General features: G+C 47.0%; 31 protein-coding genes, 3 tRNA genes, 1 other RNA gene and 1 pseudogene. 10 read left to right on the top strand and 26 right to left on the bottom strand.

All coding sequences use genetic code 11. The annotated features are described in order from the left end of the window. The first annotated feature begins 63 nt into the window (after nt 1-63). Genes QVC96_RS02865 through QVC96_RS02855 form a run of 3 tightly spaced genes read left to right on the top strand, consistent with a single transcriptional unit; the run spans nt 64 to nt 3,500 of the window. Entirely contained in the window at nt 64-1,077 is a 1,014-nt protein-coding gene (locus QVC96_RS02865) for an adenylosuccinate synthetase (RefSeq protein ID WP_287689864.1), read from the top strand. Between the two features lies 1 nt (nt 1,078). Continuing rightward, nucleotides 1,079-2,500 (top strand): NAD(P)/FAD-dependent oxidoreductase, encoded by a 1,422-nt coding sequence (locus tag QVC96_RS02860; protein ID WP_238024686.1) that lies wholly within the window; start codon nt 1,079-1,081, stop codon nt 2,498-2,500. Between the two features lie 34 nt (nt 2,501-2,534). Next, nucleotides 2,535-3,500: an Lrp/AsnC family transcriptional regulator gene (locus QVC96_RS02855; RefSeq protein WP_238024687.1), complete on the top strand. Its 966-nt coding sequence runs from the start codon at nt 2,535-2,537 to the stop codon at nt 3,498-3,500. On the opposite strand, the gene QVC96_RS02850 is transcribed toward QVC96_RS02855, so the two are convergent. From QVC96_RS02850 to QVC96_RS02825, 6 genes are all read right to left on the bottom strand, one after another. Further along, complete coding sequence (locus QVC96_RS02850) at nt 3,493-4,305, bottom strand: prephenate dehydratase (protein ID WP_287689863.1); 813 nt, start codon at nt 4,303-4,305, stop codon at nt 3,493-3,495. The two genes, QVC96_RS02855 and QVC96_RS02850, sit on opposite strands and share 8 nt — an antisense overlap. A 57-nt stretch (nt 4,306-4,362) precedes the next feature. Beyond that, complete coding sequence (ilvA, locus tag QVC96_RS02845; RefSeq protein WP_238024689.1) at nt 4,363-5,571, bottom strand: threonine ammonia-lyase; 1,209 nt, start codon at nt 5,569-5,571, stop codon at nt 4,363-4,365. Between the two features lie 26 nt (nt 5,572-5,597). Continuing rightward, on the bottom strand, nt 5,598-6,107 hold the full coding sequence (locus QVC96_RS02840; RefSeq protein WP_238024690.1) for an HIT family protein: 510 nt from the start codon (nt 6,105-6,107) through the stop codon (nt 5,598-5,600). Nucleotides 6,108-6,142: 35 nt separating this feature from the next. Then, entirely contained in the window at nt 6,143-7,117 is a 975-nt protein-coding gene (gene radA / locus QVC96_RS02835; RefSeq protein ID WP_238024691.1) for a DNA repair and recombination protein RadA, read from the bottom strand. Nucleotides 7,118-7,184: 67 nt separating this feature from the next. After that, the gene (locus QVC96_RS02830; protein WP_287689862.1) at nt 7,185-7,661 is read right to left on the bottom strand and encodes a hypothetical protein; all 477 of its coding nucleotides are present in this window, start codon (nt 7,659-7,661) and stop codon (nt 7,185-7,187) included. Continuing rightward, nucleotides 7,640-8,650, bottom strand: coding sequence for an RsmB/NOP family class I SAM-dependent RNA methyltransferase (locus QVC96_RS02825; protein ID WP_287689861.1), 1,011 nt, complete (start codon nt 8,648-8,650; stop codon nt 7,640-7,642). The genes QVC96_RS02830 and QVC96_RS02825 overlap by 22 nt, the downstream gene beginning before the upstream one ends. Here QVC96_RS02825 and cyaB point away from each other — a divergent pair, their 5' ends adjacent. Genes cyaB through QVC96_RS02805 form a run of 4 tightly spaced genes read left to right on the top strand, consistent with a single transcriptional unit; the run spans nt 8,651 to nt 11,388 of the window. Beyond that, entirely contained in the window at nt 8,651-9,199 is a 549-nt protein-coding gene (cyaB, locus tag QVC96_RS02820) for a class IV adenylate cyclase (protein WP_238024694.1), read from the top strand. It abuts the gene before it with no gap. A gap of 31 nt (nt 9,200-9,230) precedes the next feature. Next, complete coding sequence (locus tag QVC96_RS02815; protein ID WP_238024884.1) at nt 9,231-9,992, top strand: SAM hydrolase/SAM-dependent halogenase family protein; 762 nt, start codon at nt 9,231-9,233, stop codon at nt 9,990-9,992. Nucleotides 9,993-9,994: 2 nt separating this feature from the next. Further along, complete coding sequence (locus QVC96_RS02810; RefSeq protein WP_238024695.1) at nt 9,995-10,459, top strand: nicotinamide-nucleotide adenylyltransferase; 465 nt, start codon at nt 9,995-9,997, stop codon at nt 10,457-10,459. Next, nucleotides 10,456-11,388, top strand: a complete 933-nt coding sequence (locus QVC96_RS02805) for an acyl-CoA thioesterase (RefSeq protein WP_238024696.1) — start codon at nt 10,456-10,458, stop codon at nt 11,386-11,388. The genes QVC96_RS02810 and QVC96_RS02805 overlap by 4 nt, the downstream gene beginning before the upstream one ends. A 22-nt stretch (nt 11,389-11,410) precedes the next feature. Here the strand turns inward: QVC96_RS02805 and QVC96_RS02800 are convergent, their stop codons facing one another. From QVC96_RS02800 to QVC96_RS02790, 3 genes are all read right to left on the bottom strand, one after another. Then, nucleotides 11,411-11,950 (bottom strand): DUF99 family protein, encoded by a 540-nt coding sequence (locus tag QVC96_RS02800; protein ID WP_238024697.1) that lies wholly within the window; start codon nt 11,948-11,950, stop codon nt 11,411-11,413. After that, on the bottom strand, nt 11,919-13,109 hold the full coding sequence (locus tag QVC96_RS02795) for a Cdc6/Cdc18 family protein (RefSeq protein ID WP_238024698.1): 1,191 nt from the start codon (nt 13,107-13,109) through the stop codon (nt 11,919-11,921). Before QVC96_RS02795 ends, QVC96_RS02800 begins: the two co-directional genes overlap by 32 nt. 289 nt (nt 13,110-13,398) lie before the next feature. Next, nucleotides 13,399-14,817: a hypothetical protein gene (locus tag QVC96_RS02790; protein WP_287689860.1), complete on the bottom strand. Its 1,419-nt coding sequence runs from the start codon at nt 14,815-14,817 to the stop codon at nt 13,399-13,401. A 218-nt stretch (nt 14,818-15,035) separates the two neighbouring features. Between QVC96_RS02790 and QVC96_RS02785 the strand changes: the two genes are divergently transcribed. Next, nucleotides 15,036-15,109: transfer RNA gene (locus tag QVC96_RS02785), tRNA-Ala, on the top strand. Nucleotides 15,110-15,138: 29 nt separating this feature from the next. On the opposite strand, the gene QVC96_RS02780 is transcribed toward QVC96_RS02785, so the two are convergent. Further along, entirely contained in the window at nt 15,139-16,368 is a 1,230-nt protein-coding gene (locus QVC96_RS02780) for a tRNA(Ile)(2)-agmatinylcytidine synthase (RefSeq protein ID WP_287689859.1), read from the bottom strand. 1 nt (nt 16,369) lies between these two features. After that, a complete protein-coding gene (locus tag QVC96_RS02775; protein WP_287690407.1) occupies nt 16,370-16,618 on the bottom strand; it encodes an Lrp/AsnC ligand binding domain-containing protein in 249 nt (82 codons plus the stop codon). On the opposite strand from QVC96_RS02775, the pseudogene QVC96_RS02770 reads away from it, so the two are divergent. After that, nucleotides 16,596-17,147: pseudogene (locus tag QVC96_RS02770) on the top strand (DUF367 family protein); the annotation flags it as partial. The gene QVC96_RS02775 and the pseudogene QVC96_RS02770 overlap by 23 nt on opposite strands. 19 nt (nt 17,148-17,166) lie before the next feature. On the opposite strand, the gene rnpB reads toward QVC96_RS02770, so the two are convergent. From rnpB to rpiA, 8 genes are all read right to left on the bottom strand, one after another. Beyond that, an RNA gene (gene rnpB / locus QVC96_RS02765) (RNase P RNA component) lies at nt 17,167-17,466 on the bottom strand. A gap of 1 nt (nt 17,467) precedes the next feature. Next, the gene (locus QVC96_RS02760; RefSeq protein WP_238024702.1) at nt 17,468-17,992 is read right to left on the bottom strand and encodes a CBS domain-containing protein; all 525 of its coding nucleotides are present in this window, start codon (nt 17,990-17,992) and stop codon (nt 17,468-17,470) included. A gap of 40 nt (nt 17,993-18,032) precedes the next feature. Then, nucleotides 18,033-18,206, bottom strand: a complete 174-nt coding sequence (locus tag QVC96_RS02755; protein ID WP_238024703.1) for a preprotein translocase subunit Sec61beta — start codon at nt 18,204-18,206, stop codon at nt 18,033-18,035. Then, nucleotides 18,206-18,964, bottom strand: a complete 759-nt coding sequence (locus QVC96_RS02750; protein ID WP_238024704.1) for a geranylgeranylglyceryl/heptaprenylglyceryl phosphate synthase — start codon at nt 18,962-18,964, stop codon at nt 18,206-18,208. Before QVC96_RS02750 ends, QVC96_RS02755 begins: the two co-directional genes overlap by 1 nt. Then, nucleotides 18,918-19,253 (bottom strand): transcription elongation factor, encoded by a 336-nt coding sequence (locus QVC96_RS02745; protein ID WP_238024705.1) that lies wholly within the window; start codon nt 19,251-19,253, stop codon nt 18,918-18,920. Before QVC96_RS02745 ends, QVC96_RS02750 begins: the two co-directional genes overlap by 47 nt. Continuing rightward, nucleotides 19,243-19,407 carry a hypothetical protein gene (locus QVC96_RS02740; protein WP_238024706.1) on the bottom strand — a complete coding sequence of 55 codons (165 nt, stop codon included), beginning with the start codon at nt 19,405-19,407 and terminating at the stop codon, nt 19,243-19,245. The genes QVC96_RS02745 and QVC96_RS02740 overlap by 11 nt, the downstream gene beginning before the upstream one ends. Next, nucleotides 19,404-19,655 carry a metal-binding protein gene (locus QVC96_RS02735; RefSeq protein ID WP_238024707.1) on the bottom strand — a complete coding sequence of 84 codons (252 nt, stop codon included), beginning with the start codon at nt 19,653-19,655 and terminating at the stop codon, nt 19,404-19,406. Before QVC96_RS02735 ends, QVC96_RS02740 begins: the two co-directional genes overlap by 4 nt. 70 nt (nt 19,656-19,725) lie before the next feature. After that, nucleotides 19,726-20,409, bottom strand: coding sequence for a ribose 5-phosphate isomerase A (gene rpiA / locus QVC96_RS02730; RefSeq protein ID WP_238024708.1), 684 nt, complete (start codon nt 20,407-20,409; stop codon nt 19,726-19,728). Nucleotides 20,410-20,448: 39 nt separating this feature from the next. On the opposite strand from rpiA, the gene QVC96_RS02725 reads away from it, so the two are divergent. Further along, a tRNA-Arg gene (locus QVC96_RS02725) sits at nt 20,449-20,523 on the top strand. 378 nt (nt 20,524-20,901) lie between these two features. On the opposite strand, the gene QVC96_RS02720 is transcribed toward QVC96_RS02725, so the two are convergent. From QVC96_RS02720 to QVC96_RS02690, 7 genes are all read right to left on the bottom strand, one after another. Next, a tRNA-Val gene (locus QVC96_RS02720) sits at nt 20,902-20,976 on the bottom strand. A gap of 77 nt (nt 20,977-21,053) precedes the next feature. Next, nucleotides 21,054-21,500, bottom strand: a complete 447-nt coding sequence (locus tag QVC96_RS02715) for a RecB-family nuclease (RefSeq protein WP_238024709.1) — start codon at nt 21,498-21,500, stop codon at nt 21,054-21,056. Beyond that, a complete protein-coding gene (locus QVC96_RS02710) occupies nt 21,500-22,441 on the bottom strand; it encodes a DNA cytosine methyltransferase (protein WP_238024710.1) in 942 nt (313 codons plus the stop codon). Before QVC96_RS02710 ends, QVC96_RS02715 begins: the two co-directional genes overlap by 1 nt. Next, complete coding sequence (tfe, locus tag QVC96_RS02705) at nt 22,428-22,934, bottom strand: transcription factor E (protein ID WP_238024891.1); 507 nt, start codon at nt 22,932-22,934, stop codon at nt 22,428-22,430. Before tfe ends, QVC96_RS02710 begins: the two co-directional genes overlap by 14 nt. A gap of 13 nt (nt 22,935-22,947) precedes the next feature. Further along, complete coding sequence (locus QVC96_RS02700) at nt 22,948-23,484, bottom strand: tRNA methyltransferase (protein WP_238024898.1); 537 nt, start codon at nt 23,482-23,484, stop codon at nt 22,948-22,950. After that, nucleotides 23,481-24,533 (bottom strand): GTPase HflX, encoded by a 1,053-nt coding sequence (gene hflX / locus QVC96_RS02695; protein WP_287689858.1) that lies wholly within the window; start codon nt 24,531-24,533, stop codon nt 23,481-23,483. Before hflX ends, QVC96_RS02700 begins: the two co-directional genes overlap by 4 nt. Then, on the bottom strand, nt 24,530-25,018 hold the full coding sequence (locus QVC96_RS02690) for a multiprotein bridging factor aMBF1 (protein ID WP_287689857.1): 489 nt from the start codon (nt 25,016-25,018) through the stop codon (nt 24,530-24,532). The genes hflX and QVC96_RS02690 overlap by 4 nt, the downstream gene beginning before the upstream one ends. Nucleotides 25,019-25,040 lie beyond the last annotated feature (22 nt).

Raw genomic sequence — 25,040 nt, 5'->3', positions numbered from 1 at the left:
ATGATAAATCCTCTACGTTAAGGTTTTTATATTATGGAAGGAGATTAACCAAAACGGTGTTTAATGTTAGATATTTTGGTTGGAGGTTTTTATGGAGACGAAGGTAAGGGAAAGATAGCTTCATATCTAGGTTTAAACGGCGGATATTCCCTTGCGATAAGGACAGGATCCATAAATGCGGGCCATACGGTATCATATAACGGTAGGACGTGGAAAATCAGGATAATACCCTCGGCCTTCGTCAATCCTAAAGTTAAACTGGCCCTAGGCCCAGGAGCCCTTACAAGCGTAGAGCAACTGACTAAGGAATTGAATGAAACTGGATCTGCGGAGAGGTTCGTGATGGACCCGCACGTTGGGATAATCACCCAAGAAGAGGTAGAGGAGGAGAGAAGGGACGAGTACCTAATGAAGGTAATAGGTAGTACCGGTCAGGGGGTAGGAACTTCGGAGGCTAAGAGAGTTCTAAGAAAACTAAAACTGGCTAAGGATTTTAAAGATCTAGAGAAATATATTTCAAATGTGCCAGATACTGCCCTGGAATATATAGAGAAGGGTGAAAAGGTTCTAGGCGAGGGAACTCAGGGAACGTACTTGAGCCTATATCACGGAGAATACCCCTTTGTCACCAGCAGGAATACCACATCAGGAGGGGTTTTAAGCGAGATTGGGCTGGGACCCAAATACGTGAACCAGATCATCATCATCTTCAAGTCGTTCGTGACTAGGGTAGGAGAGGGGTACCTAGAGAACGAATTACCCAAAGAGAAGGCTGAAGAGATGGGACTTGTGGAGAGAGGAACTGTCACTGGTAGAATGAGGAGAGCTGCACCCTTTAACCTAACACTTGCCAGAAAGGCAATTCAGCTTAATTCGGCCACACAGATCGCCATAACCAAGCTAGACGCTATCTTCAAGGATGCAAAGGGGGTAAGGGAATACTCTAAGCTGCCAAGGGAGGCTAAGATGTGGATTGAGGATCTAGAAAACGAGCTTAAGGTTCCTGTGACGCTAATTGGTACGGGAGAGGATTCCTTAGACACCATAGATCTCCGGAAGGAGAAGGTTGGTGAGTAGCATGGAGTATGATGTAGTGATCATAGGGGGAGGTCCCGCAGGCTTATTTGCGGCATATGAGATAGCCAACGCCATACCTAAGAACGGAGAATACAGGGTTCTTCTACTGGATAAGGGAGTAAGGGCATCTAGAAGGAGTTGCCCGTTGCTCACGCCCAAGGAAAAGTGCACCTTCTGTACACCGTGTCACATAAACTACGGTCTGGGAGGAGCAGGAACATTCAGTAGCGGGATAATAAACCTCAGGCCGGATATAGGTGGAGAGCTTCACGAGATAATGAGAAGCTGGGAGAAAGCGCAAAACCTAGTTAACTATATTGACGACGTTTTCGTGAAGTTTGGCGCTCCTAAGGACAGGCTATTTAGACCCAACGAGGAGAGGGTCAAAGAAGTCCAGAGAAAAGCAGCTAAGGCTGGAGCAGAATTCGTTCCCATTGTCCAGAGGCATATAGGCACGGACAAGAGTCCCCTCGTAATAGAAGAGATGACAAATTACGTGGAGAAAAACGGAATAAAAATCTCAGAGCTTACCGAAGTTTATCAACTGGAGAAGAAAGGGAATATGTTCAATCTCAAGACCAATAAGGGAGAGATAGAAGCCAAGACAGTGCTAGCTGCGCCAGGTAGATCTGGTGCCAAATGGTTCTACGATCAGGCCAAGAGGCTGGGCGTAGATATGGTATCAGGGCCTCTTGATATAGGCGTTAGAGTAGAAGTGGAATCGTTCATCATGGAGGATTTAACTAGTGCGGTCTGGGATCCCAAGGTTATTATGTACACTAGGAAGTACGACGATAAGGTTAGGACTTTCTGCGTAAATCCGGGAGGATTCATCATGAAGGAGGTCTACGACGACGGCACCATTGGTGTTAATGGTGAGACGTATGTGGATAAAAAAAGCCGAAATACAAACTTTGCGTTCTTAGCTACAGTAAAGCTATCAGACCCACTAGAGGATACCATTGAGTATGGGAAGAGTGTAGCGAGATTGATGACAAGGTTGGGAGGAGAAAAGCCAATTCTTCAGAGGCTCATAGACTTTGAGAAAGGTAGAAGAAGCACGTGGGAGAGAATAGGAAGGTCCACAGTTAAACCCACGCTCAAGGATGTGACACCGGGAGACATCAGTATGGGAATGCCCTACAGGGTTGTCGCTGATTTGGTTGAAGGTCTTGAGAGACTGGACAACATGGCTTCAGGAATTTATTCGTCCAACACGCTACTTTACGCTCCAGAAATAAAGTATTACAGCATGAAAGCTGTCGTGGATAGCAATATGGAAACCGTTGTGGATAACCTGTATGCAGCAGGAGATGGCGCGGGTCTCTCAAGAGGCATAAACATAGCAGCGGCGACAGGAGTTTTAGCTGCTAGAGGAATACTCAACAAGCTGGGAATAGATTATTTAGACATCAAGAAATAACGGGTTTTTAATCCCCTAATCTCGTTATATAATTATGGAACTTAACGATACCCAAATAAACCTCCTCATGGAACTCCAATACAACTTCCCTTTCGACGAAAAACCCTTTGATGTGATCGCAAATAGACTAAATCTAAAAACGGACCTTGTTCTTAAGGAAACTCTCAATCTTGTAGATTCTGAAATTATAAAAAGAGTTGGAATGTATGTCAATTTTAGATCCAAGGGGATGGAAGGGGCCCTGATAGCAGCTGCTATACCTTTGGATCAGCTAGATAGGTTTAGGAGGGAGGCACTCCACATCAGGGAGCTCACTCATAACTTCATCAGAAACCATCCAAGGTATAACGTATGGTACGTACTTAAGGCTGAATCAAAGGAAGCTCTGGAGCGGAAGGTCAGGGATCTAATGGAGGAAGTGAAGGCTGAGGATTACGTGATTCTGTTCTCCAAGAGGAATCTGAAACTAAGCGTTAAGTATGATTTGATACGCGGAATATCGTGGAGCAAGAACGAGAAAACTCCCGAAAAAATACCAACAGCGGAGGAGCTGGGGCTTAACATGGAGTTCCTGAAGGCTCTATCCTATCCACTCCCCATAGTAGAAAGGCCTTTCAAAAGCCTTGCAGAGAAATTTGGATATAGCGAGTCTGAGCTGGTGGATCTAATTTCCGAATTAAGGTCAAAACATGTCATCAAGGATTACGGAGCTACCATAAACGGAGAGAAAGTGGGAATCACTGAAAACGCCATGTTGCTCATAAACACCGATAATATTGAGGAATCGTGTAATCGAATAGCGGAAAATCTGAATGAGGCCACACACGTAGTGTTGAGAGAGAGCAATAAGCCATGGGACTACCTATGTTACTGTATGTTGCACGGTAAAAGTAAGTCGGTGATAAGGGAGGCCTCCATGAAGGCGTTGGGGATAACTGGGGCCAGGAGCTACATGCTCCTCTATAGCCTGGACAATCTAAAACCTGGAATAGTCATGTAGCGGGCACTGTAATGTAGCTTCCCACTATTTTTAGTTCCTGTGTAACCTCGGATAACTCGTCAAGAAGTCCCATCCGCCTAGTTTCTGCTATACTTCCCTCGAACTCCAGGTAAAAGTAATAATTCCATGGTATTATCTTAGTTGGCCTAGAGTATATCATTGAGAGATTGATATTATGAAGGTAGAATTTCTCTAAAACCTTGAATAGCGAACCGGGAACGTCAGGAACCGTGAAAAGCACAATGCTCCTTTCGCCGTCCTCAGTTAAATCTCTGGACACCACAAGGAATCTAGTAATGTTAACTCCGTCCTGAATATTCTCCTTAAGGATTTTCAGCCCGTAGAGACTGGCAGCAAACCTAGAGCATATGGCAGCGGAATGCCTGTCCTCCAACGCCAGTTGAGCTGCCTTAGACGTGCTGTTTACGGGAATAAAATTGGTGAGACCGAGTTTTGACAGGGTATTTCTAGCTTCATGAATGGCATGATTATGGGAGTACACCCTCGTTATCGATTGAAGATTCGCATCTGGCCTCGAAGCTAGGACTAGATCTATCTTCATGTCTATTCTCTTGTTTACGTATATGCCTTGCCTTGTATAGAGATTATCCAGGGTCTCATTAACCGGCCCCTCCAGCGTATTTTCTACAGGAACTACCCCTATTCCACCCATAGATACCCTGTCAAATATTTCGGATATGGAGGGCACCTCGATATGACTCCCATCAATTTTAAGTGCAGCCTCGTGCGAGAAACTACCCTTGGGACCTAGATAATAAATTCCATCTGGATCAACCGTGGTCATGTCAAGGATTCCGATTATTAAGAATTTCGGATAAGGAGAAGAACACACAGTAAAAACCTACTCTATGAGTTTCACTTCTATATTCTCGTTCTGAAGACTTACTATAAACTTTCCAAGATCCTCCTGTTCCGCTACTTCAAACATGACGTATATCTTTGTGTATCCAGGCAATACGTCGCTACTAACTCTATCATGAACGACATCAATTATATTTCCTCTTATTTGGGCCACGTAATTGAGAACCTTATTAAGATAGCCTGGCTTGTCTGGAACTATCACCCTTGCCTTAACAATTCTCTTGGTCTTGTACAATGTCTTATCTATGATCCTTGCTAGGAGAGATAAATCCACGTTACCTCCGCTCAGGAAAGTCATCACTTTCTTGCCTCTTGCCTCCACTTTGCCACTAAGTAGTGCCGCCAGGGATGCGGCACCTGCAGGCTCTACGACCGTCTTATTTCTCTCTAGCAACATCATCATGGCCCAAGCTATCTCCTCATCATCAACCAAAACTATGTCATCCACATACTCCGAGATAATTTCAAATGTAAGGGAGGAAGGAGACTTGACCAGAATTCCATCTGCAATTGAATAGGAGGGTTCTATATCGGTCAACCTTCCGAGCTCCTTGGAAATCTTCAAGGATGGGGACGCATAGGACTGTACGCCTATAACCCTTGTGTTGGGATTAATTCCCTTTAGGGCAACAGCCACTCCGGAAATCAGGCCACCGCCCCCTATGGGAACTATCACTACATCTGGTTTCTCCTTAGCCATCTCCAGCCCAGCAGTTCCTTGACCAGCAATTATTAACGGATCGTCATACGGATGCACCAAGGTTAAGTTCCTCTCCCGTATTAATTCCTCGGCCTTCTTCATGCTCTCATGAATAAACTTACCGTATAGAATCACCTCCGCGCCGTAACCCTTGGTGGCCTTATACTTGGAAATTGGAGCCGTTTCAGGCATAACAATGGTTGACCTTATACCCAGTGTCATCGCAGCATACGCCACTCCCTGAGCGTGATTACCTGCGGAAACTGCAATCACACCTCTTTTCCTTTCCTCCTCCTTCATTTCCAAGATCTTGTTAAAGGCTCCCCTTACCTTGAAGGATCCAGTCTTCTGTAAGTTCTCGAGCTTAAGATAAACTTCAGACTGTGTCATCCTCGAGAAAGTGGTAGAGTAGTCCACAGGAGTATCATGGATATAGGGGGAAATCCTCTCCTTTGCCCTAAATATATCATCTAGAATTTTTCGCATCATCAGTAAAACCCTGCCCTCTTCATCGATCAGCGATCGAAGACTTCTTCACCACATATGGATTTATCGCTGAGCTTTTTATACGTCTCTTCCAGCGTTTCGGGGAGGACTTTTGTGTTTCCTATCACCGGCATAAAGTTCGAGTCCCCGTTCCATCTAGGTACCACGTGAATGTGAATATGTTGCTCGATCCCGGCCCCAGCTACCCTTCCGATATTAATTCCCACATTAAAACCGTCAGGCGTATACACGTCCCTCAGTGATTTCACCGCCTTAGAGGTCAAGGCAATTAGCTCTGAGCTTTCTTCGGGATCAAGAAGCTCCAGCGATGGAACGTGCCTGTATGGAACCACCATAAGATGACCTGGATTATATGGGTACTTATTGAGGATGATAAACGCCCTTTTCCCCCTACATACCACCAGGTTCTCCTGATCCCTGTTCTCACTTGTAACCCTACAGAAAAGACAACCCTCTTGTTTTCCCTTAGATGCATCCATGATATACTTGGAGCGCCAAGGCGCCCACAAATGATCCATGGAGTGTTTTTATTGAAGCAGATTATTAAGAAGTTTTATTCTTCGGCATCCCTTATACCTGTATTGGTTATACTGAATACGACCTCTCCCTCTGGGAGATGAGGTGCGTCCACCATCCTAGCTATTCTCCTATTGCCTCTGCTCTTCTTTATCTGAACTCTTATCCCTGGAACATGATACAACGTGTGTCCGCCCACGGCCACTGTTGGATCCCCATAGAACATGTCTGGCCTTGCCATAACTTGGTTGGTGACTATTACGGCCAGATCGTAGATCTCTGCCAGTCTCACAAGTTGATGTAGATGTCTATTAAGCTTCTGTTGCCTCACAGCTAAGTTCTCCCTTCCTGAATATTCTGCCCTAAAGTGAGATGTTATTGAATCTACCACGACCAGTTTAATGGAATTATCCTTGGCTATGATGTCCTGCAGTTCCTCTACTATGGCTATTTGGTGATCAGTATTTATGGCCCTTATGCTCATTATGTTCTGCAGAACATCCTTGGGTTCTAGCCCTAGCGCAGATGCCATTGCCTTTATTCTCTCTGTCCTGAACGTTCCCTCGGTATCTATGTACAATGCTTTGCCAGACAACCCGCCCCTCTCTGGAGGAAGTTGAACGTTAACTGAGACTTGATGGCATATCTGAGTCTTCCCTGATCCGAATTCTCCAAACAGTTCTGTCATGGTCCTAGTTTCTATACCTCCTCCCAGAAGTCCATCTAGAGCCTGACTTCCGGTGGTAATTTTCTTAACGCTGGCCCTCTCCTGTTCTATCTCAAGAGCTGTCTTGAACCTGATATCCAGAGCGTCCCTGGCCTCCTTGATAATACGTTGAGCTGTGGTCAGTGGTATACCGGCTGCTGTGCTCAAGTCCTGGGGAGACGCAACTGCTATAGATTCTAGAGTTGAATACCCGGCTTCTGTGAGCTTATTGAGTACCGCCTGACCTACTCCCGACAGATCCTTCACTGTCTTGATCCTTTTCTTCTCCTCTACTTGGTCTGCCATTTTTCCACCACTTCACCTTTTTCTAAAGTTAATACACCCGTGCATAACAATAAATATTTACTTATCATTATCCTCCGGCCCTTAAATACCATCCTATATCTAGATCCGGTATTATCTCAGTTCCTTTTTTCCGAGATCTGAGGGTAATAAAGGCTACAAAATCGCTGTGTCCATCGATTAATAACCCCTTTCTGAAATTGTATGTCTCCTTCACTGTCACTGTCCTTCCGTAAAGTATTTTTTCAATTATCCTATCCGGTAAGCGAACCCTGTGTGAACACGACTTGGCCATGTAGTCGCCAAGAGCTAGAAGAGGCACTAGTTTTCTTCCCCTCCTCAAGAGAAGAGGTAAACCTATCATCTCAACCTTTACGTCCCTTCTCATGATACCTTCCAGTATGTTGGGGTCACCCATTGTCCCGTAGATAATATCCCCTATCTCATACAGTTCAAAGTTCGCGGGAAAGCGATCACATCCGTATTCATGAAGGGCCCGGGAAAATTGCTCCGTCCTAACCTTTCTCACTCTTTCTTCAGCAGACAAATGAAAAATCCCTCCGTGTATTGCAGGTGAGGATAGGTCCTAATACATCCGCTGAGTTCTGGGGAGAACGAGATACCCTTAAAACTGGTTAATCCCCTCTCTCCAGGTATTCCATGAATCCTTTCTACCTTCATACCAAGATACTTGACTGCGAAATCAACTATCACCTCGTCCTCCTCTGGGGCAATACTGCATGTGGAGTAAACCATGAACCCTCCTCTCCTGAGTACCCTGAACCCTGACACCAAGAGAGTTAGTTGGGTTCGTTGAAAATTTTTCAGGTCCTCTGGTGCAGTTTTGGTTTTCCTAGAAGGATCCAGGGGTATCAACCCCTCGCCTGAGCAAGGGGCGTCAAGGAGTATCCTGTCAAACTCCATACCTAGCCTAGAAACTTCCTCTCCGCTCATCGATAACAGCACAACGTTGGATACTCCAAGCCTGGAGATGTTCGATTTTATTTTTCTTAGTCTAGATGGATTTTTTTCTACTGCCACTATGGTTCCCCTGTTGTTCATCAACTGGGCCATGTGAGTGGTCTTCCCACCCGGGGAGGAGGCCATGTCAAGCACCAGCTCACCTTCCCTGGGTGATAACACCTCGGGTGGAATCATGGAGGCCTCTCCCTGAATGTAATAGAAACCCTTCATGTACTCCACGGTTGCGCCCAGACTTGGTCTAGGAGGACTCTTTTCCACCCTGTATCCGAATCTGCTCCACCATATCTTGGTGAGGGAAAACCCCCTGTCGGCTAACCTCTTCTCCAGCTCCCCACAATTAACCTTGAGCGAGTTGCACCTTATGGATTTGGTTAAGGGTAAAGAGCAGGAGGATAGAAAATCCTCGGTTTGGTCGCCCAGAAATTCCAGATACCTCTCAACCATGTATTCCAAGAAACCATACTTATCTGCTATCCTCTTTATCTCGGGAGTAATATGATAAGTGTAAAGGAGTGACTCATGATTTTTTAGATAGGAATCAATCTCACTCATATGACCGATGTGATTGAACGTGAAATAAAAGTGAAGCTCAGTCTCGATCCGCAATTCCTGATTGATAGATTATTACAGGAAGGGTATGAGTATGTGGGCAAGGAAATTCAGGAGGACATTTACCTTAACGGAGATTCCAGAGATTTTAGGAAGACCGATGAGGCACTGAGAATACGACTTGTGAACGATAAGATAGAGCTCACCTACAAGGGGCCCAAGATGGGTTCCAAGAGTAAATCCAGGGAGGAAATAACTGTTTCCCTTGACGACAAGGAGAGCATGATAAGGATACTGGAGAAGCTTGGTTACAGAGTTGCGCAAAGCGTAAGGAAAACCCGACATGTGCTGAGGAAGGGAGAGTTCAACATATGCGTAGATACCGTGGAGGGGCTAGGTAACTTCCTCGAAATAGAGGGAATAGACGTTAAGGAGGAAAGGTTACTGGACTTCTTTAAGGAGTTCAGGTCCAAGTTTGGAATAAATGGCGAAATCATTACCAAGTCCTACTTGGAGCTAAAGGTAGAGAAACTTGCTGGCAGTTCTAACTGATTTTGGAATTTCCGACAACTACAACGCGGTAATGGAGGCGGTGATAAGGAGAGTTAACAGGGATGTTGATGTGGTCTACATCTCGCCTAACTCGAAGAACTTCAACGTAATTGCGGGGGCCTATCTCCTCTACACCGCGTACAGATATTTCAGGAAATATACCACGTTCTTAGTGGTGGTGGATCCTGGAGTAGGGACGAAGAGGAGACCCCTGGCCGTGAGGACCAGAAATTACTACTTTGTGGGTCCAGATAACGGAGTCCTTTACCCAGCGATAAGAGAGGACGGTATCCTCAGGATTCACAGTATAGACAACGAGAGAGTATATCTGTCCAAGGAAATATCCAACACATTTCATGGCAGAGATATTTTCTCCATTAGCGCAGCACTGTTAACGAGGGGGGTTCCCATGGAGACCTTAGGGGCCAAGATCGACGAAAGTGAACTGGTGAAGCTAAACCTGGAGAGCAGAAGGGAGGATGGAATGATCTGCTCAAAGGTATTCTTCGTTGACCACTTCGGTAACGTCGCGCTCTCCCTGAGAGACGCCCGAGTGAAATTTGGTGGACGGGCCAAGATAAAGGTGGGAGATAGAACGTTTACAGGAGTGGGTGCCAGAACATTCCAAGATGGGGAGAACGGTCTCATAATTTATCGAAATGGATACGGTTTCCTTGAATTAGGGTTAAATAAGGCAGATGCTTCAGTAGTGCTTAATGTAAAAGAAGGTGATGATGTCTGCATAGAGGAATCTATCCTGGAAGATTTCAGCCCTTTCACCTGGGCCACTTGAGCGTGGTCAAGTGGGGGTTGGAGAGGCTAGATGAACTGGTGATTCTGATTGGAAGCGCACAGGAGAGCCACACCCTCTCCAATCCCTTCACCGCAGGCGAGAGAATTGAGATGATCAGGAGAGCAATGAAGGCGGAGGGGATACCAGGGGATAGATACTATCTTATCCCAATACCTGATATCCTGATGAACAACGTATGGGCATATCATGTTAAGATGTATGTTCCATCGTTTGAAGCCGTTATAGCCAGAAATCCCCTGGTGTTGAGATTGTTCAAGGAGGCAGGTAGCGAGATCCTCATTCCGCCCTCATTCCACAGGGAGAAGTTCAACTCCACCCTCATCAGAAAGAACATGATAACCGGAGAAGAGTGGGAAAGCCTGGTTCCGGAGGAGGTCTCCGACTTCATAAAGAGTATTAAGGGGGATGAACGGTTAAGAGAAATAGTGGGTACTGATAAGAGGTGATATCTACGTATAGAACAGAAACTTACTACAACGTGTTTCCTTGGCACACCAATCACTTTGGATCTCTCCATGGCGGAATCTACATGAGCTGGCTCATAGATACGGCAGGAATTCTCATGTCAGGAGTAAGCCAGGGGAATTACCTTCTGGCGTCGGTGGACTACCTATACCTCTTTAAGCCTGCCAGACTGGGAGATATCCTGAGGGTTACTGCTGAGGCTAAGGCCTCGTGGAAAAGCTCTGTTGAAATTGAGGTCACGGGTTGCATCAAGAGGGGAAATACGGAGGAGCTCGGGGCAATAGGGTTGATGAGCTACGTCGCCGTTGACGAGAACGGTAGACCCAGACCCCTTAACGTTAAGATAGAGGGCGATGAAAGCGCGGAGAGAAGGCGACTCAAAAGACTGGAAAGGAAGAAAAAGGTTTCTGAGGACACGTCTGAACTTTTGCCGGGAATGACCTTTGGAAGAAGCTACATAAGAACCATTTACCCGGAACACGGTTTCGGGAACGGTATACTTTACGCCGGGAAAATGTACATGATGCTTGATGAGGCATTGGCCATAGTTGCCAAGATGTATTCCAAGGGCAACACATTCACGGCAAGCGCAGGCTCCGCTGACTTCCTCGTTCCAGTGAAGATAGGTGATATCCTGGAGATTCAGGGAGCAGTGGAATACACAGGAAATACCTCTCTGGATGTGGGGGCAAAGATATTTGCCATAAATCACTTCACCGGAACAAGAAGGCTTGTCTCTAGGACTGTGTTCTCCTTTGTATCCATAGATGAGAATGGGAAGCCTAGGCCAATACAGAAGCTAGAACCTTCCTCAGAATACGAGAGGAAGATCATGGAAGAGAGGGTTAAGGAAAGGGAGGAAAGAATAAGCATGGGTAAATCCCTCCAGAAGAGGGAATGTTACAGTTGAGCAGGAGCTGTCGGTCAGACCCCTAGGCCATTCCCTTCACGTTTTCTCTCCATAACCCCACCGCTCTCCCTATAATGTGAGCATATCTTATGGGCTCAGGATACTTCGAGACCAGTTGATATGCCTCCACCACTCTCCTAGCTTCCCCAATATCTAGGTCAGTATACAGGTACAGGGGACCCCATCTTGTCTCTATTCTTATCAATCTCTCGAGAACCTCCATGATTTCTCCCTCCCTTTCATCCTGAAAATGGGTCCTCAGGGCCCTCCTTACCTCCTCGAGATTGGGCCTACTCCCGTAAAGGACTATGAAGTCCTTCTCCGGGATGATATAGTTGAAACCGCCATACGTCACTCCGTCATATATGGTTTTAACTCCCCAGTTAATTCTGGAGAAGACCTCCTTCGCATCTTTCCCGTCAACCGTTATCAGGTCTATCCTCACATCCCTAAGTTTCATCCCTTCAAAGAGCGTGACAACAAGGGGTGCCTTACCTTTCTGACCCTTATACCTTAAGGGGAAATACCCATCATCCACTCCAGAAATCAGCAAACCTTTCATCACTCTCCAAGAGGGCCTTCAGTACTATCCCAGAATCCACCGCCAGAACCACTTCCTTGGTCTTACCGTACCTCCCCCTGTTTACCACCCTTGCGGAGATTATGCCCATCATATCCAGTTCATTTATTATGTCGCTTGCCCTCCTTTGGGTCACGAACTCTGAACCCATGGAGGTTGCAATATTCCTGTAGAGGTCGTAAATTTCCCCAGTGGTTAACCTTGAATTCCTGGTTAATCCCTTGATAATGGACAACAACACCAGCTTAGAGTGAAAGGGTAAAGTGGCGATCACCTCATACACGCGATCTCGCTCTATCTCTACCCTGGCCTTCTCAACCTCTTCCTCCCCAACCTGCTGTTTCCTCTCCCTCTCACTTATCTCCCCAGCAACCCTGAGAAGGTCCAAGGCCCTCCTGGCGTCCCCATGATCCCTGGCTGCTATGGCAGCACATAACTTGATAATCGGTTCAGAAACCACTCCCTCCTTGAAGGCCAGAACAGCCCTTTTCTTTAGAATATCCTCAAGTTGCTCAGCGTTGTATGGGGGGAAAACAAGCTCCTCCTCCCCCAGACTGCTCCTTACCCTTGGATCCAGTCCGTCTATAAACTTGACGTCGTTTGTTATTCCCACAATGGAGATCTTACTCTTATGCACCTCATAGTTCACCCTTGTCAGCTTGTAGAGTATATCATCCCCATGTTTCTTGACCAGGGCATCTATCTCGTCCAGGACTATGATCATGACCCTCTCGGATCTCTCCAGAACCTTGACCATTCTTCTGTAGAGCTCTGCTGTGGAGAGACCTGTGAAGGGAACCTTATCTCCCAGAATCTCGATAATGTCCGCAAGGATCCTGTAGGGCGTGTCCGTCTGCCTAGCGTTTATATACACATACTCAAAGTTCTTCAGCTTCTTCTGTAAATTACTCAGAACATACCTGGTTACTGCTGTTTTCCCGGTCCCGGTAAGACCATAAATGAAGATGTTACTGGGCCTCTCTCCCCTGTACAGCTGTACGAGAATGCTGGCCAGCTTCTTTATCTCATTTTCTCGATGGGGCAGTTCCTCGGGAATATAATCTGGAAGAAGATACTCCCTGTTTTTAAAGATAACCGAGTTCTTAACTGAGGATAACACTTCGTCAATGATGTCACTCATACTACAGGAATCTTGATCTCAACTGATTTTAAGGATTGGTACTGGCTTTAACCGGGGAGTAAATCACCCCTCTGTTTCCACTGGAGAATCCAAGAAAAGTGGAGACACCCCTCTGTTTCCACTGGAAAAATTAGTTGAGAGTAGGTGATAAAGGGATAGAAACACGGGTTTGTATAAAAGAGCTTTATATGGACGAAACGGGTTTGAAATAGAGTCTCCAGTGGAAATCCAGGGGTCCCTGAGTATGAATGAAGTGAATTGATCTATTCCGACTAGACACCTCTTTGAATTACAGAGAACGTATTAAGTTGGTTAGCTCGGTGGCAACGTTCTCCACTCCCTTGGAAAGGATCTCCTCACTAATCTCGAGCTCCGAGGCGAGTCTCTTCGCCTCTTCCTCCTCTATCCCCAGTTCCTGGGCTACCTTCCTCGCTGCCTGCGCTATGACCACGATGATGTCAGCTGCAAGGTTCAACTTATTCACGTCAAGGTTGTAGGTTCTGGCCCACTCCACTATGTCATCCCACTGATACGATCGCGGGGGAGGGACGAGAAGAGATACAGCTGACTGGAACTGCCTCATCCCCCCAGGAGCTGGTAGGGGGTTAAGGCCATTCCCTATGAAACCGATGAGGCCCTGGGAACCCTGGCACTCCGCAGAGCAGATCTGACTTCCCAGAACGGGTGAACCCTCAATGATGGGCATGTTACTTATCAGGCCCACAGAACTGGAGAATTGATATCCTCGAGATAATGCGGCCTTCACTCCTTTAGATAAATAGTAAAGCAAGGATGAGGGAGAGTTGGGGAAGGTTATGAGTGTTGGCCTCTGCAGAATATCATCAAGCTCCCTCAACATTACAATTCCCGGAGTTAAAGCCGGCTTCTGTGACGATATTCCTTCTATATGACCTAATATATCTGTATTGATCTCCCAGTACCTAGCTACTTCGTTCTTTACTATTACAATGTTATTGGGAATATATTCGAAGAGAGTGGGCCACAGGTCCGCCTGTATGTACGGCACGAAATTCATTATCCCTCCAAAGGCAAACACGTTGATATATTTGGACAGAATTTCGCTTCCCTGCAGGAACGCGTTCAGAATCTTTTGCCACAAACTCTGATAAATATCATCAAGGAACATCTTCATCCCGGTCCTCTCCATCATATCCCTGCAGACCTGCTGTGCCGGACTCCGGAAGTTGTACCAGTTCTGGGGACCCCCTCCTCCAAAGGGAATCACTGCCAGTCCCGTCTCCTTGCTGTACAACCCCAGGAGAATGTTGGAGGAGATAGAAAACTTGGCCTTATACGCGTTACCTCCGTTGTAGGCCTTGAAGGCCACCACGTCGCTGGCCCACCCCTGATCAAATCCACCTATGAAGACCAGCGTTTCCTCTCCCTTGACGCTGGTCCTCACCAGTATGCCGTGCCTCACCAGGTGGGACAATTCACCATAATACTTCCTCACCTCCTCCCCTCTATTGAGGACGGCGCTCCCGCTAAACTCAAACGGTGATATGAGCGAGGGGTAGACAATGTAACTTTTGGGCGAGTTCCCGTACCTCTTCATTACACCTCCCATGTAATTGATAAGGCATTGTTCCTGCTGGGCTATCTGGAAAATTGAATTAGCAACGTAACCCAGTATTCCAAGGTCACCTAGTAGGGACCTCAGGGATTCTTCTCCCACATTAATGCTCATAAATGTAAATTCTACCAGAATCTTATATAAGCATTATTCATATATACTCTGTAGTCCATATAGAATAGTAAGTGTAAATGGTTAAGGGGTTCCTTGGTGAAGGATGAGAAGAAGGAGAATCAGAAAGTTCATTTACCAAGAGTTTTAGACTTTATTTAATTGAGAGACCCTCACTTTATGGTGGTAGATTTATAAACAGATCAGCGTTATCATATAATGGGCCGGTAGCTCAGCCTGGAAGAGTGCGCGGTCGGCATCCGCGAGGTCCCGGGTTCAAATCCCGGCCGGTCCACTCCATCCATTCCACCTCTTCATCACAGATTAATCGCTGTAAAATATGGGCTTCGTGAGATGTCTGTATTTCCTGGTCTGGTAAATCCCCAGGCTGATACCCCTCTCGGCCTCCCTTGACACTTTCTCCCCAAAGAACCTGTGACCGCACTTTCTGCATCTAAACCCCTTTCCCTTTCCCGCAGATTCGGAGGAACTACCGCAGAGCGGGCACCTGGGATTCTTCACCTCCACCTTCCTCACCAGTGCGGTCACCTCCACCTTCTCAGGTTCCACGACGATCCCATACTTCACGGAGGGCTTTACGGCTCCATACACCCTGATTCTGTCTCCAGGTAGCAACTCCCTCATAGCCCTATTTAACTCCCCGGTTTCCTTATACACTAGGATCACAGCCTCATCGCTTAACACAACGCAATCTCCACCCCTCTCAACTTTCACGGAGTTCACGGTAACCTCCCCTACGAAACTGGAGTATGGCCTGAGCGCGGGGTTACGGAAATGGTGATCTGTTCCCTGGTTGGTCACAAACACGAGGTATCCATCCACCTTCTCATCCACCTTTATCATCTCCATCCCCTCCATCAATGAGGCCGGATCCCTTCCCCTGAGGCCAAACAGGACTGGGTCGTTTCCGTGGGAAAGCACCAGAGGTTCCATATCCACGTAATCAACGTTGGCGTATACTCTGGGAAAGTGGCTTTCATCATACTCTATCAGTGAGGACAGGTCAATGCTCCTCCTGCTCCTCCAGTTCTCCTGCGCCCTGTATGCCAGGAGCTCGTAAGTTCCCTCACCTGAAAACCCCATGGATGCAATAGATCCTATCACTCCCCTGCCTCCCCTGGTCAGAATTCCAAGCCTTTCGGACAGGGTGTTGACGTAATCAACTGTTACCACGTCCCCAACAGCTTTCCAGTAAAGATGCTCCAGTTTCCCCATGACCTCAGCCTTACCAACTGCAACTCCAGGGGATCTCCTGTAGGCCAAGCCCTGGGACACTTTCTCCACATAATTCACGGATTCGCTCCACACCATCTCCAGTAGTTCCCTTTCATCCCTATCCGTTTCCACAACGAAGGAGATAGAGGCGTTACCCCTGGTTTTCCACGGAATGTTAGGGTTTAACCTGGTGAGTCTGGGATAGCCCACCAGCTTTATGCCGTGTCTATGGAACTCTTTCAGCAAAAGCAAGGAAAAATGTGTGGTGCACCCGCCCTTGGGGGAATCATGGTCGTCAACGCCAATTACGTACCTCATTTCACTTCTTCTGGGTCTTGCTCTCCATAATTATCATGGTTAGCGTTGACCTAACCTTGGGAAGCTTCCTGATGTTATTACTAATAAAATTTCTTAAAGAATCCATATCTGGCGAATCTATTTTCGCAACAATATCATAAACTCCGTACACTATGTACGTCTCGCTTACCTCGTTCATTCCCTTTAACTTGTTATAAACTTCCTCTTCCCCTCCAGGATCTGTGTTTATGAGGACAATTGCAGTTACCAAGTTCAATCCCACTAGCTTTAATAAATATAAAGTTATAAGAACTTTACGATACTCTGTGCATATATTTATCTTAGAATTTAGAGAAGACGATCCAGCTAAATGCACAGGGAGGAAGATGGTGAGGCTGGGCTTCGCGAAGCTGGTTGATAGGCCTGTGGGTGTAGTTCTGAATCCCCTGTCAGACCGAGTGTTATCTGTGGGGGACAGGGAAACCTACCTGAGCAGGGGAATCACCGTTCTAGATTCCTCCTGGAACAGATCCGATGACTCCTTTTTCCGCAAGTACGTAAGAAACGGGAGGAGGCTCCCATTGCTCTTTGCGGGAAATCCGGTAAACTACTCCAAGCCCATAAAGCTATCCTCACTGGAGGCCGTTGTGGGCTCCCTTTACATTATGGATGAGGTTGAGGAAGCTCTAAAACTCGCATCCATAATGAAGTGGGGAAAAACCTTCCTGGACCTGAACAGGGAGTTGCTGGAGGCCTATCGGGGGAAGAGCGAAGAAGAGATAGTTCATCTGGAAAACTCCTTCATTAAGGAAATAATGGGGGAGCCCAGGCAATAACCCAGCTTCTGTACTTGGGGGATTAGGCTTTGCGTATCAGGAGAGTCATTTCGCCCAATCCTCCCCTACTTGCTCAAGGGGAGATCTGCCGTTTCAACCCGCGATAGGTCTCTCACACCTCCCCCTCCGTCGCCGGAGGGAGAACATGATCATTTTCATGTGGCCTATCGCAGGTATCGTTTCTGTGCAGTTGTCGGAGCGACTAACCCCGTCCCTCGCGGGACTCCCCCAGGGCGAGAGGCTGGAGTTTCCCCAGTTTCCCGTGGCCCCCTGCCGGGCTCCCCCTATTTCCTTGCCAGGTATGTTATTAAATCGCTTCTGGTAATTATGCCCAGGGGAATAAGGTCTCCCTCCACGACGAGGGTGACTGAGTACCTGGTGAGGAGCTTCATGACCTGATTTACAGGGGTGGACGAATTTACCAGGGGCGGTAATGGGGCCATAACGTCCACCGCCTTCAAGTTTCTTGAGGATGGAAGAGCAAGCTTCCTCATGAGAATGTAATCGTAAATCATTCCCATGAGTTTCCCGCCAGAGTTAACAACGGGCACCTGAGATATGTTATTGCTCTCCATCAACTCCACCACGTCCTTAACCCTGTCATCCATTTTAGCGGAGATTACGGGAGAATGCATCAGATTGACCGCTACCTCGGATACCTCAATCAGAGGCGTGAGTTCATCCAGGATCTTTCTGACCACCGAAAGCTTGGGGTCAATCTTTCCCTTCTCGATCTTGGCAATAAGGGACTGGGAAACACCCACCCTCTTGGCCAATTCCGTCTGCGTTAGCCCTGCCATCTCTCTCATTTTTCTTATATCCGATAAATTGACGAACAATTTGGAAGCCCTACGGTGGAATTATCTTGGTTATGGCCACCACTACGGCAACCAGCACCACGCTTGCAATGATCACGTAAATGGGATCCACCTTATATTTCTCATGCTCCTCTTCGTAGTACCTGATCAAGCCAGCCATAGACATTACGGGAACGTTTTCCTTTTTCTTCTTGGTGGAGGGCATTACTCAATCTTGTAAACTCTCTGCATGGCCTCTATTATTTTTATTGCCCTTTCAATATCACTCTCAATAACATTTCCGGTCACGATAGCCTTTGCTCCTGCCCTCACGAGTTCCACGGCCCTTTCAGGGGTCCTAATTCCACCGCCAACAATGAGGTTTATGTTGGAGTACTTGGACACGAACTTAACCATCTCCGGCCTTACGGTCTCCGGTGCGCCCGAACCTGCCTCTAGGTAAAGATACTCCATCCCCATGTATTCCGCTGCCAGGGCGTAGGCCACCGCCAGTTCCGGATTGTCATAGGGGACAACCCTAGCCCTCCCTATATGTGCTGCTGTTCCCCCATGCCCCACGATAAGGTAACCGGTGGGTATGGGTTCCAGGCCTATGGTCTTCACGATTATTGAAGCAGAAACCTGTGCCCCTATCACGTAGTATAGGTCGTCCGAATTGAGAAGGGACATGAAGAGAATTGCGTCAGCCTTCTCCGATATCAGGTTGATGTTGCTGGGGAAAATTATCTTTGGAATACGGAAGTCCTGGAGGACGTGTATTATTCCGTCCAGTTTCTCCTTTGAAACCCCCAGAGTGCCACCAATGAGAAAGGCCGAGGTGCCAGCCCTGTACAGGCTTGATGCAACTCTACCCAATCCCTCTAGGTCCTTCACCTTATCAGGGTCTATTAGAGAAAAATGAATTGGCTGCCCTTCGTCAATTAGTTTCTGCAGATAGCTCGCTGTCTTCCCCTTGATCCTCATGATCTTCAGTCTCTTCTTGATTTCCCTCTTTTATTTCCAACTTTCCTTCAAGGTAAAGATCGAGGAACTTTCCGTAAACGTTGGCCTCGTCATAGACCGGGGGAATTCCATCCAGATCCGCGCTGAGCCCGCAATTACCGCACTTTATATGGGCAGTTTTGGGACCACTATCTGACTTGTCGAATTTGATGGTAATTGCTATTTTACCGCACCTTGGGCATTCGAAGGTTTTAGGTAGCTGAGGCTTAACCCTTACAATCTTAGTCCTTTTCTTTCTTTTACCTCCCATGAGATCCACCTTTTCTCTTTCTCTCCACCTTAACCTGTTCCTTCTTTGTGGGAATCCCGGTTAATATTTCCTCGAAGGTCGCATAGGTCACTCCACCTATCACTGCCACGGCAGCAGCTATTAGCACAATTTGAATGGTTGCTAAATCGGTCATCTCGATGAAATTAGTTTTCTCAGTTTTAAGGATTTTCCGTAAGCGAAAATCTCGGTGAGTATCTGCTTAAGTTCATTCCTCTCCACGGTAAGTTTTCTGAAATTCTCCCTCTTTGATGCCAGGTTATACGCCTCTATGTGTATACAGCTTCCCCCATCCTCCAAGATACCATGGAAAAGGAAGGACTCGCAATCGCAGGATCTGGGACCCACTATGTGATCCCTGTGTAGTCCCTTCTCCCTTGCCATGAAAATGAAAAGGGGAGGCCCACCTTCCCTAGATCTAAGCTCGATAATCCTCCCTTCCTTAACAGCCCTTTCAGCCTCTCTGAAATACCTGGAGTCTTCCTTCGCTATCCCCCACCACTATGGAATCATATAGGTTTTCACAAAATATACCCGTTTCCACTATCCCGGGGATTGTCTTGAGTTCTCTCTCTAGTCTGCATAGATCCTCAACCTTTACGTTAATATCGAGGATGAGGTTACCATTGTCCGTTACTATGGGACCCATCTTTCCTGTGCCTTCCCTTGGTGCTGGGTTGAGACCCATCTGACTCAGTCTGGCGAGAATCAGAGAGAAACCTGCAGGGACAATCTCTACCGGGACCTGGATCTCCTTTCTGGACACGAATTTGGATACCTCTCCTATAAATATTCTTTGTAGAGAGAAAAATGATAGTATCTTCTCCCTGAGTAATGCTCCTCCTCCACCCTTGATGAGCACCTTTCTCCCGCGGGATTCAACCAGAAAGTCAAAGCTATCCACGTAAATCTCTGGAATAACCCCGGAGAAGGGGGAAAGAACCATGGCTCCCTTACTAGAGGCCAACATATCAGTGTCGGTGGAACTGGTAACCACTTTCTTGTCCTGAAGGGAATTGTGTAGGGCCATGACTTCCACGAGTTTACGCACCGTCTTGCCGGTTCCCAAACCAATGATCTTCTTGTCGGCCAGAATTGGCAGGACGTATTGAGCTAGGACTTCCTTGGGGTCGGCCATGGAGTTTAGGTTAAATAACTTGAAAATAAAGGTTATGACGGACCCGTAGCTCAGCCAGGATAGAGCGTAGGCCTCCGGAGCCTAAGGTCCCGGGTCCGAATCCCGGCGGGTCCGCATTATCACACGGTGATTGAAGGGATCAAATCCACTATTGTCATTTTAGGGTCTGAACCTGAGATATGGTAACTTTAAGGGCTTTCTATGACCAGCTCAGAAATACTTGGGTGTCCAGTTCGGTTTGTTGTGTATTTTGCATTAGAGTCTTCTTAAATACAAAATATTGAGTAGCCCCTTCTTGATTGATTCGACGCTTAAAACTCAGTAAGGGAGGACTCGCAACATCATGGGCACTTGCCATCGTAATTGAAGTCCTACATATATGTGCAGGGATACTGGCAACAGATAAACTAGCGTTATGCGGAATCTGGGAAGGATAATTGTTAAGGAGTTGAAAGAGAGGCATATGTAAAGGTGTCCGCTTCAGAAGAGAGGTGGGCCCGTTGGGATTTGAACCCAAGACCTCTGGCTTGTAAGGCCAGCGTCCTAACCAGGCTAGACGACGGGCCCAACACCTTACCAAGGGCTTATAATGCGAACTACATTTCCTTCATGTGGTATTAATATGTTTCTGAAGGAAATCTAGTCTAAACTCTCTTTCCTCCCACTAGTGCACAGTATAGAACTGCACTGGCATAGGGTATAGGTCCGGGGTCCATCTTCATGGACCTCAAGGTTACATGATCCCCTAATGATTGCTCTATTTTTGTAAATCCGTTTTCTATTCCAGAAAAAACCAGCAAGGAATCTTGAGATAGATCCAACTCGTCCACTTCCCTATCAGCAAGGGGAGACAGGAGGTATACCTTTCTGGAACCAAGTAATTCTATGGCGTCCTTTAGGTCTGGTAGAACTATCAATGACTTCCCTGTCTTGACTGCAAGCCTTCCCACGTCCGGTATTCCAGCTTGTGCGGCCGTACCACCTACCTTGGTTAACACAAGTCTCTTAACGTCTAGGCCAAACACGAGTTTGGCGAAATCCACTAGCCGCTGCGAACTTGTTACGTTATGTAGAACCACGCTTATCTCCACTAAAGAGCACCGAGTATACTCGATGCTATTCCTCTTGATAAGACTACTGGTACAGCCTCGCCCACTTGATTGTACTGCTCTTCCTTGCTGCCATAGAACACGTGATAGTCTGGATAGCTCATCAATCTGGCCTGTTCCCTAACCGTCAAATACCTGGGACTGAAGGGATGGACAAACTTGGAATTCCCCATGACCGTGGGCGCAATATCCATAGGATCTAGCCTCACATAAAGCGGAATGTCCTTATTATGACCACGGAACATCGTCATGTAGTCTCCATACTCTAGGGATGCCATTTCCCTCAACTTCCTCTCATTTACCTCCACAACTTCGTGATTAGGAACATCGAACCTGTTCTCCAGGTCTGAGATCGCATCCCACACAGTTCGTTTGGGCACAGTCTTCAGTTCAAGCTTAAGATTGGAAATGAAAACCCTGGCCCTTCTTGAGGGATTCCCGTAGTCCTCAGCCCGTAAAAGGTTGAACACGGGTTCATATCCTACCTTTCTAAACTCGTGGATGAGGGCCTCCCTCAATTCCTTGGTCTCCACCAGGGATGGAACGTTTTCCATGACGAAAACCTTGGGTCTTAGCTCTCCCACCAGTCTGATAAACTCCAGAGTTAATGCCCCTCTATCATCTTCATACAGCCTATCCACCGGGTTGTCCATCCTTAGAGGGTTGGCGGCGGTGAAGGGTTCACATGGCGGGCTTCCTATTACGACGTCTGGCTCAGAACCAATCTCCGCCATTATCTCCCTCCCTGTGATCTCTCGAACGTCCTCCTCCAGGACTGTGGTTGTGGGAAAATTAGCCGAGTACGTTCTCGAAGCAGCGTGATTTAACTCCACAGCGACAGCGATCTGAAATCCTGTCTCCTTAAAACCTCTCCCGAATCCTCCGGCTCCTGAAAAAAGGTCCACTACCTTAGGAACTCCCAACCTTAGTCTCCCTGGAAATCTCCTCTTCTATTTCCCTGATTTTGCGTTCCAGGAATTCCCGCATCTTGGCTGAGTCGTAATAAACCAGCTGAACGCCACACTTGGGGCATTTGAACTCATTCTCAAAGGCCTCCTCAAAGGTATACTTGGTTTTGTCCTCCGGGCAAATATAGAATTCGTTATTGGTTTCATATTCAAGTCTGGCCTTGAGCTTGTTCAGGATTTCCCTCTTGCGCGATAGAAGAAGTTCATTTATCTGATCCACGTTAGCCTTCCAGTAATACACATACCATCCGGTCTCCTTATCTCTGGTTCTCCTGTAACTCACTAGCCCGTGTTCGGCAAGAGCATATAGTTTCTTTCTGACTTCGTTAACCTTAACATTGAGTTTGTTGGCCATGTCCTCGTCAGTCAGCTCTGTCTTGTTGTCAAGAAGGAACGAAAGCACGTCTATAACGTCCTCCCCCAAGAGATCCCTTGCCATATCCTTCATGAGCTGATCAATGTTACTGGTCGTCACGTCTGGTCACCTTCTTACCTCTCTCCATAGGGATAACACTAATTTTGCCGTCCCCAAACATAATATTTAGCTGTTCTCCCTTATATAGTCTATCAAGAAAGAGAGCTAGGGATGCCACCTCTGAGTGTGGCTGATTGGAGATGGCGACGTTGAAGTCTGCCATGTGATAGTACCACCCCTCAACCTTTTCTGCGCCCACAATCACTAGAATTTTGTCCAGCTCACGTATCTTTTCCTGCACGTCTGGCAAGTTTATTCCATACATGGTGAGATGTACAACCTTACCGCCCGTAGCTTTCCAGTCCTTTACTAATTTTCTTGGATTGGATATCATTTCAATTCTGAAATACTTTCCTCCCCAAATATTGATTACGTCCTCAATTTTCTTGATAAGTTTCCGATCATCCCCTTGAATGTAAATACCCTTGGCCCCAAATGCCCTCGCAACTAGGGCTACGTGTGTGGTGACCCTCTTATCCCTTTGAGGCCTGTGACCAAGCCTGAGCACGTATACATCTTTCAGTTGACTAGGGAGAATATCTTATCCCTCAGACTATCTAAGTTCCAGCCCCTTTTAGCTGAAACTAAAATAGTATCTGTTATGGGGGAGTATAGCTTGTCGCTCAGGGAGTATATCATTTCCATTTTCTCCTTTGATCTCCCGTCCACTAGGTCAGCCTTATTCCCCACTATCACCATGGGTTTGCCCGAGATTCCCAACTCCCGGAGAATTTCGAAGGAGGATCTGGTCATTTCTAGGAGCAGGGAGTCCTCCAGCGAGATATCCACCACGAGTAACAGGGCATTAGCGTATCTTATCTCTGACAAGGTCACGAAGAAGGCATCAATTATCTGGGGTGGAATTCCCCTGATGAAACCCACCGTATCAACCAGCGTCACCTTCTTGGGCCCGATGGAGATCGCGTATCTCTTGGGAGCAGTGGTGGTGAACATTGATTGATCCGTTGGCTTGTTCAGCCCCGTCAATGCGTTAAAGATCGAGGTCTTCCCGGCGTTTGTGTAGCCCGTGATTGCCACATAGGGAAACTCCTCTCTTCTGTTCCTGAGCTGTACCTCTCTGAACTTTCTCAGTCCCTCTAGCTCTTTCGTAATCTTCGATATTTTCCTGTTGTAAAGTCTTAACGTGGACTCGACGCCGTAAGTACCTGCACCCAGAGGTCCCTGTTGCTCTGATATTTTGGTTTTACTATATATATCCTTGATAATTGGTAATTCGTATTTTAATCTGGCCAGTTCAATTTGAAGTTTGGCCTCCTTGGATCCGGCGTGGAGGGCGAATATTTCCAGCAGAAGGAGGAGCTTATCGAGGACCTTCTTTCCGCTCAGCGACCTGTTTAAATTTATGAAGTGCCTAGGAGATAGGAGATCAAAGACCACGACGGCGTCGGTTTTCTGTTCCTGCAGGAGCTTCACCTTGTCCTGAGGAATGTAGTAAAGCCTGTTGGGTCTAGATGGGAGAGGATATGTCTTCTCAACCTCGTATCCAGCAGTTTCAAGCAGGGACATCGCTTCGTCGGCAAACTCGTGTGATACGAAGAGGGTTGCTTTCACTTCTTCCCCTCCCTGATCCTGATGATATCTCCTAGGGTTAGAGTTTGATCCTCAGGCTCCTGAGACTTGCCCTTTCCTTGGCTGACCTGTATCACAAGCTTCACGTTTAGTATGCGCTCCAGCATTCTTGCCTCACCTATGGTAGGTTTCAGTTTCCCCATCTCCATTCTCTTTATAATATTCTCTTGTACCTTCATTCTCTCCGCTAGTTCCTTAGTGCTCAGGTGTAATCTTTCCCGTGCCTCCTTGATTATCTTGGGATAATCCTCATCTATGTCAAGTTCCGTCTCCTCGGTCTTAGCCACCTTCTTCTGCTTAGCAGGCTGGGGTTTGGTCTCCCTGGGGACTAGGGTGGAGTGTTTTTTGATTTTCTCATAACATGACTTACAAACCGTTATGGTACTACCCTCAAATTTCACTGAGAAACTAGGTCCATCAATCCTGTTTCCACACATTTCGCAATATGTCTCTACGCCTTTTTTCATTGGTCTCATGTATAATAGTTGG

The organism is Metallosphaera javensis (ex Sakai et al. 2022) (assembly GCA_021654415.1).
Lineage (GTDB): Archaea > Thermoproteota > Thermoprotei_A > Sulfolobales > Sulfolobaceae > Metallosphaera > Metallosphaera javensis.
This window is presented reverse-complemented; position numbering and strand designations above follow the sequence as displayed.

Bases quoted from the DNA above. Each gene is read 5' to 3' on its own strand.
- QVC96_RS02865 (WP_287689864.1), top strand. From the start codon at position 64: ATGTTAGATATTTTGGTTGGAGGTTTTTATGGAGACGAAGGTAAGGGA.
- QVC96_RS02860 (WP_238024686.1), top strand. From the start codon at position 1,079: ATGGAGTATGATGTAGTGATCATAGGGGGAGGTCCCGCAGGCTTATTT.
- QVC96_RS02855 (WP_238024687.1), top strand. From the start codon at position 2,535: ATGGAACTTAACGATACCCAAATAAACCTCCTCATGGAACTCCAATAC.
- QVC96_RS02850 (WP_287689863.1), bottom strand. From the start codon at position 4,305: ATGACCACGGTTGATCCAGATGGAATTTATTATCTAGGTCCCAAGGGT.
- ilvA (WP_238024689.1), bottom strand. From the start codon at position 5,571: ATGATGCGAAAAATTCTAGATGATATATTTAGGGCAAAGGAGAGGATT.
- QVC96_RS02840 (WP_238024690.1), bottom strand. From the start codon at position 6,107: ATGGATCATTTGTGGGCGCCTTGGCGCTCCAAGTATATCATGGATGCA.
- radA (WP_238024691.1), bottom strand. From the start codon at position 7,117: ATGGCAGACCAAGTAGAGGAGAAGAAAAGGATCAAGACAGTGAAGGAT.
- QVC96_RS02825 (WP_287689861.1), bottom strand. From the start codon at position 8,650: ATGAGTGAGATTGATTCCTATCTAAAAAATCATGAGTCACTCCTTTAC.
- cyaB (WP_238024694.1), top strand. From the start codon at position 8,651: ATGACCGATGTGATTGAACGTGAAATAAAAGTGAAGCTCAGTCTCGAT.
- QVC96_RS02815 (WP_238024884.1), top strand. From the start codon at position 9,231: ATGGAGGCGGTGATAAGGAGAGTTAACAGGGATGTTGATGTGGTCTAC.
- QVC96_RS02800 (WP_238024697.1), bottom strand. From the start codon at position 11,950: ATGAAAGGTTTGCTGATTTCTGGAGTGGATGATGGGTATTTCCCCTTA.
- QVC96_RS02795 (WP_238024698.1), bottom strand. From the start codon at position 13,109: ATGAGTGACATCATTGACGAAGTGTTATCCTCAGTTAAGAACTCGGTT.
- QVC96_RS02790 (WP_287689860.1), bottom strand. From the start codon at position 14,817: ATGAGCATTAATGTGGGAGAAGAATCCCTGAGGTCCCTACTAGGTGAC.
- QVC96_RS02780 (WP_287689859.1), bottom strand. From the start codon at position 16,368: ATGAGGTACGTAATTGGCGTTGACGACCATGATTCCCCCAAGGGCGGG.
- QVC96_RS02760 (WP_238024702.1), bottom strand. From the start codon at position 17,992: ATGAGAGAGATGGCAGGGCTAACGCAGACGGAATTGGCCAAGAGGGTG.
- QVC96_RS02755 (WP_238024703.1), bottom strand. From the start codon at position 18,206: ATGCCCTCCACCAAGAAGAAAAAGGAAAACGTTCCCGTAATGTCTATG.
- QVC96_RS02750 (WP_238024704.1), bottom strand. From the start codon at position 18,964: ATGAGGATCAAGGGGAAGACAGCGAGCTATCTGCAGAAACTAATTGAC.
- QVC96_RS02745 (WP_238024705.1), bottom strand. From the start codon at position 19,253: ATGGGAGGTAAAAGAAAGAAAAGGACTAAGATTGTAAGGGTTAAGCCT.
- QVC96_RS02740 (WP_238024706.1), bottom strand. From the start codon at position 19,407: ATGACCGATTTAGCAACCATTCAAATTGTGCTAATAGCTGCTGCCGTG.
- QVC96_RS02735 (WP_238024707.1), bottom strand. From the start codon at position 19,655: ATGGCAAGGGAGAAGGGACTACACAGGGATCACATAGTGGGTCCCAGA.
- rpiA (WP_238024708.1), bottom strand. From the start codon at position 20,409: ATGGCCGACCCCAAGGAAGTCCTAGCTCAATACGTCCTGCCAATTCTG.
- tfe (WP_238024891.1), bottom strand. From the start codon at position 22,934: ATGAAGGATATGGCAAGGGATCTCTTGGGGGAGGACGTTATAGACGTG.
- QVC96_RS02690 (WP_287689857.1), bottom strand. From the start codon at position 25,018: ATGAAAAAAGGCGTAGAGACATATTGCGAAATGTGTGGAAACAGGATT.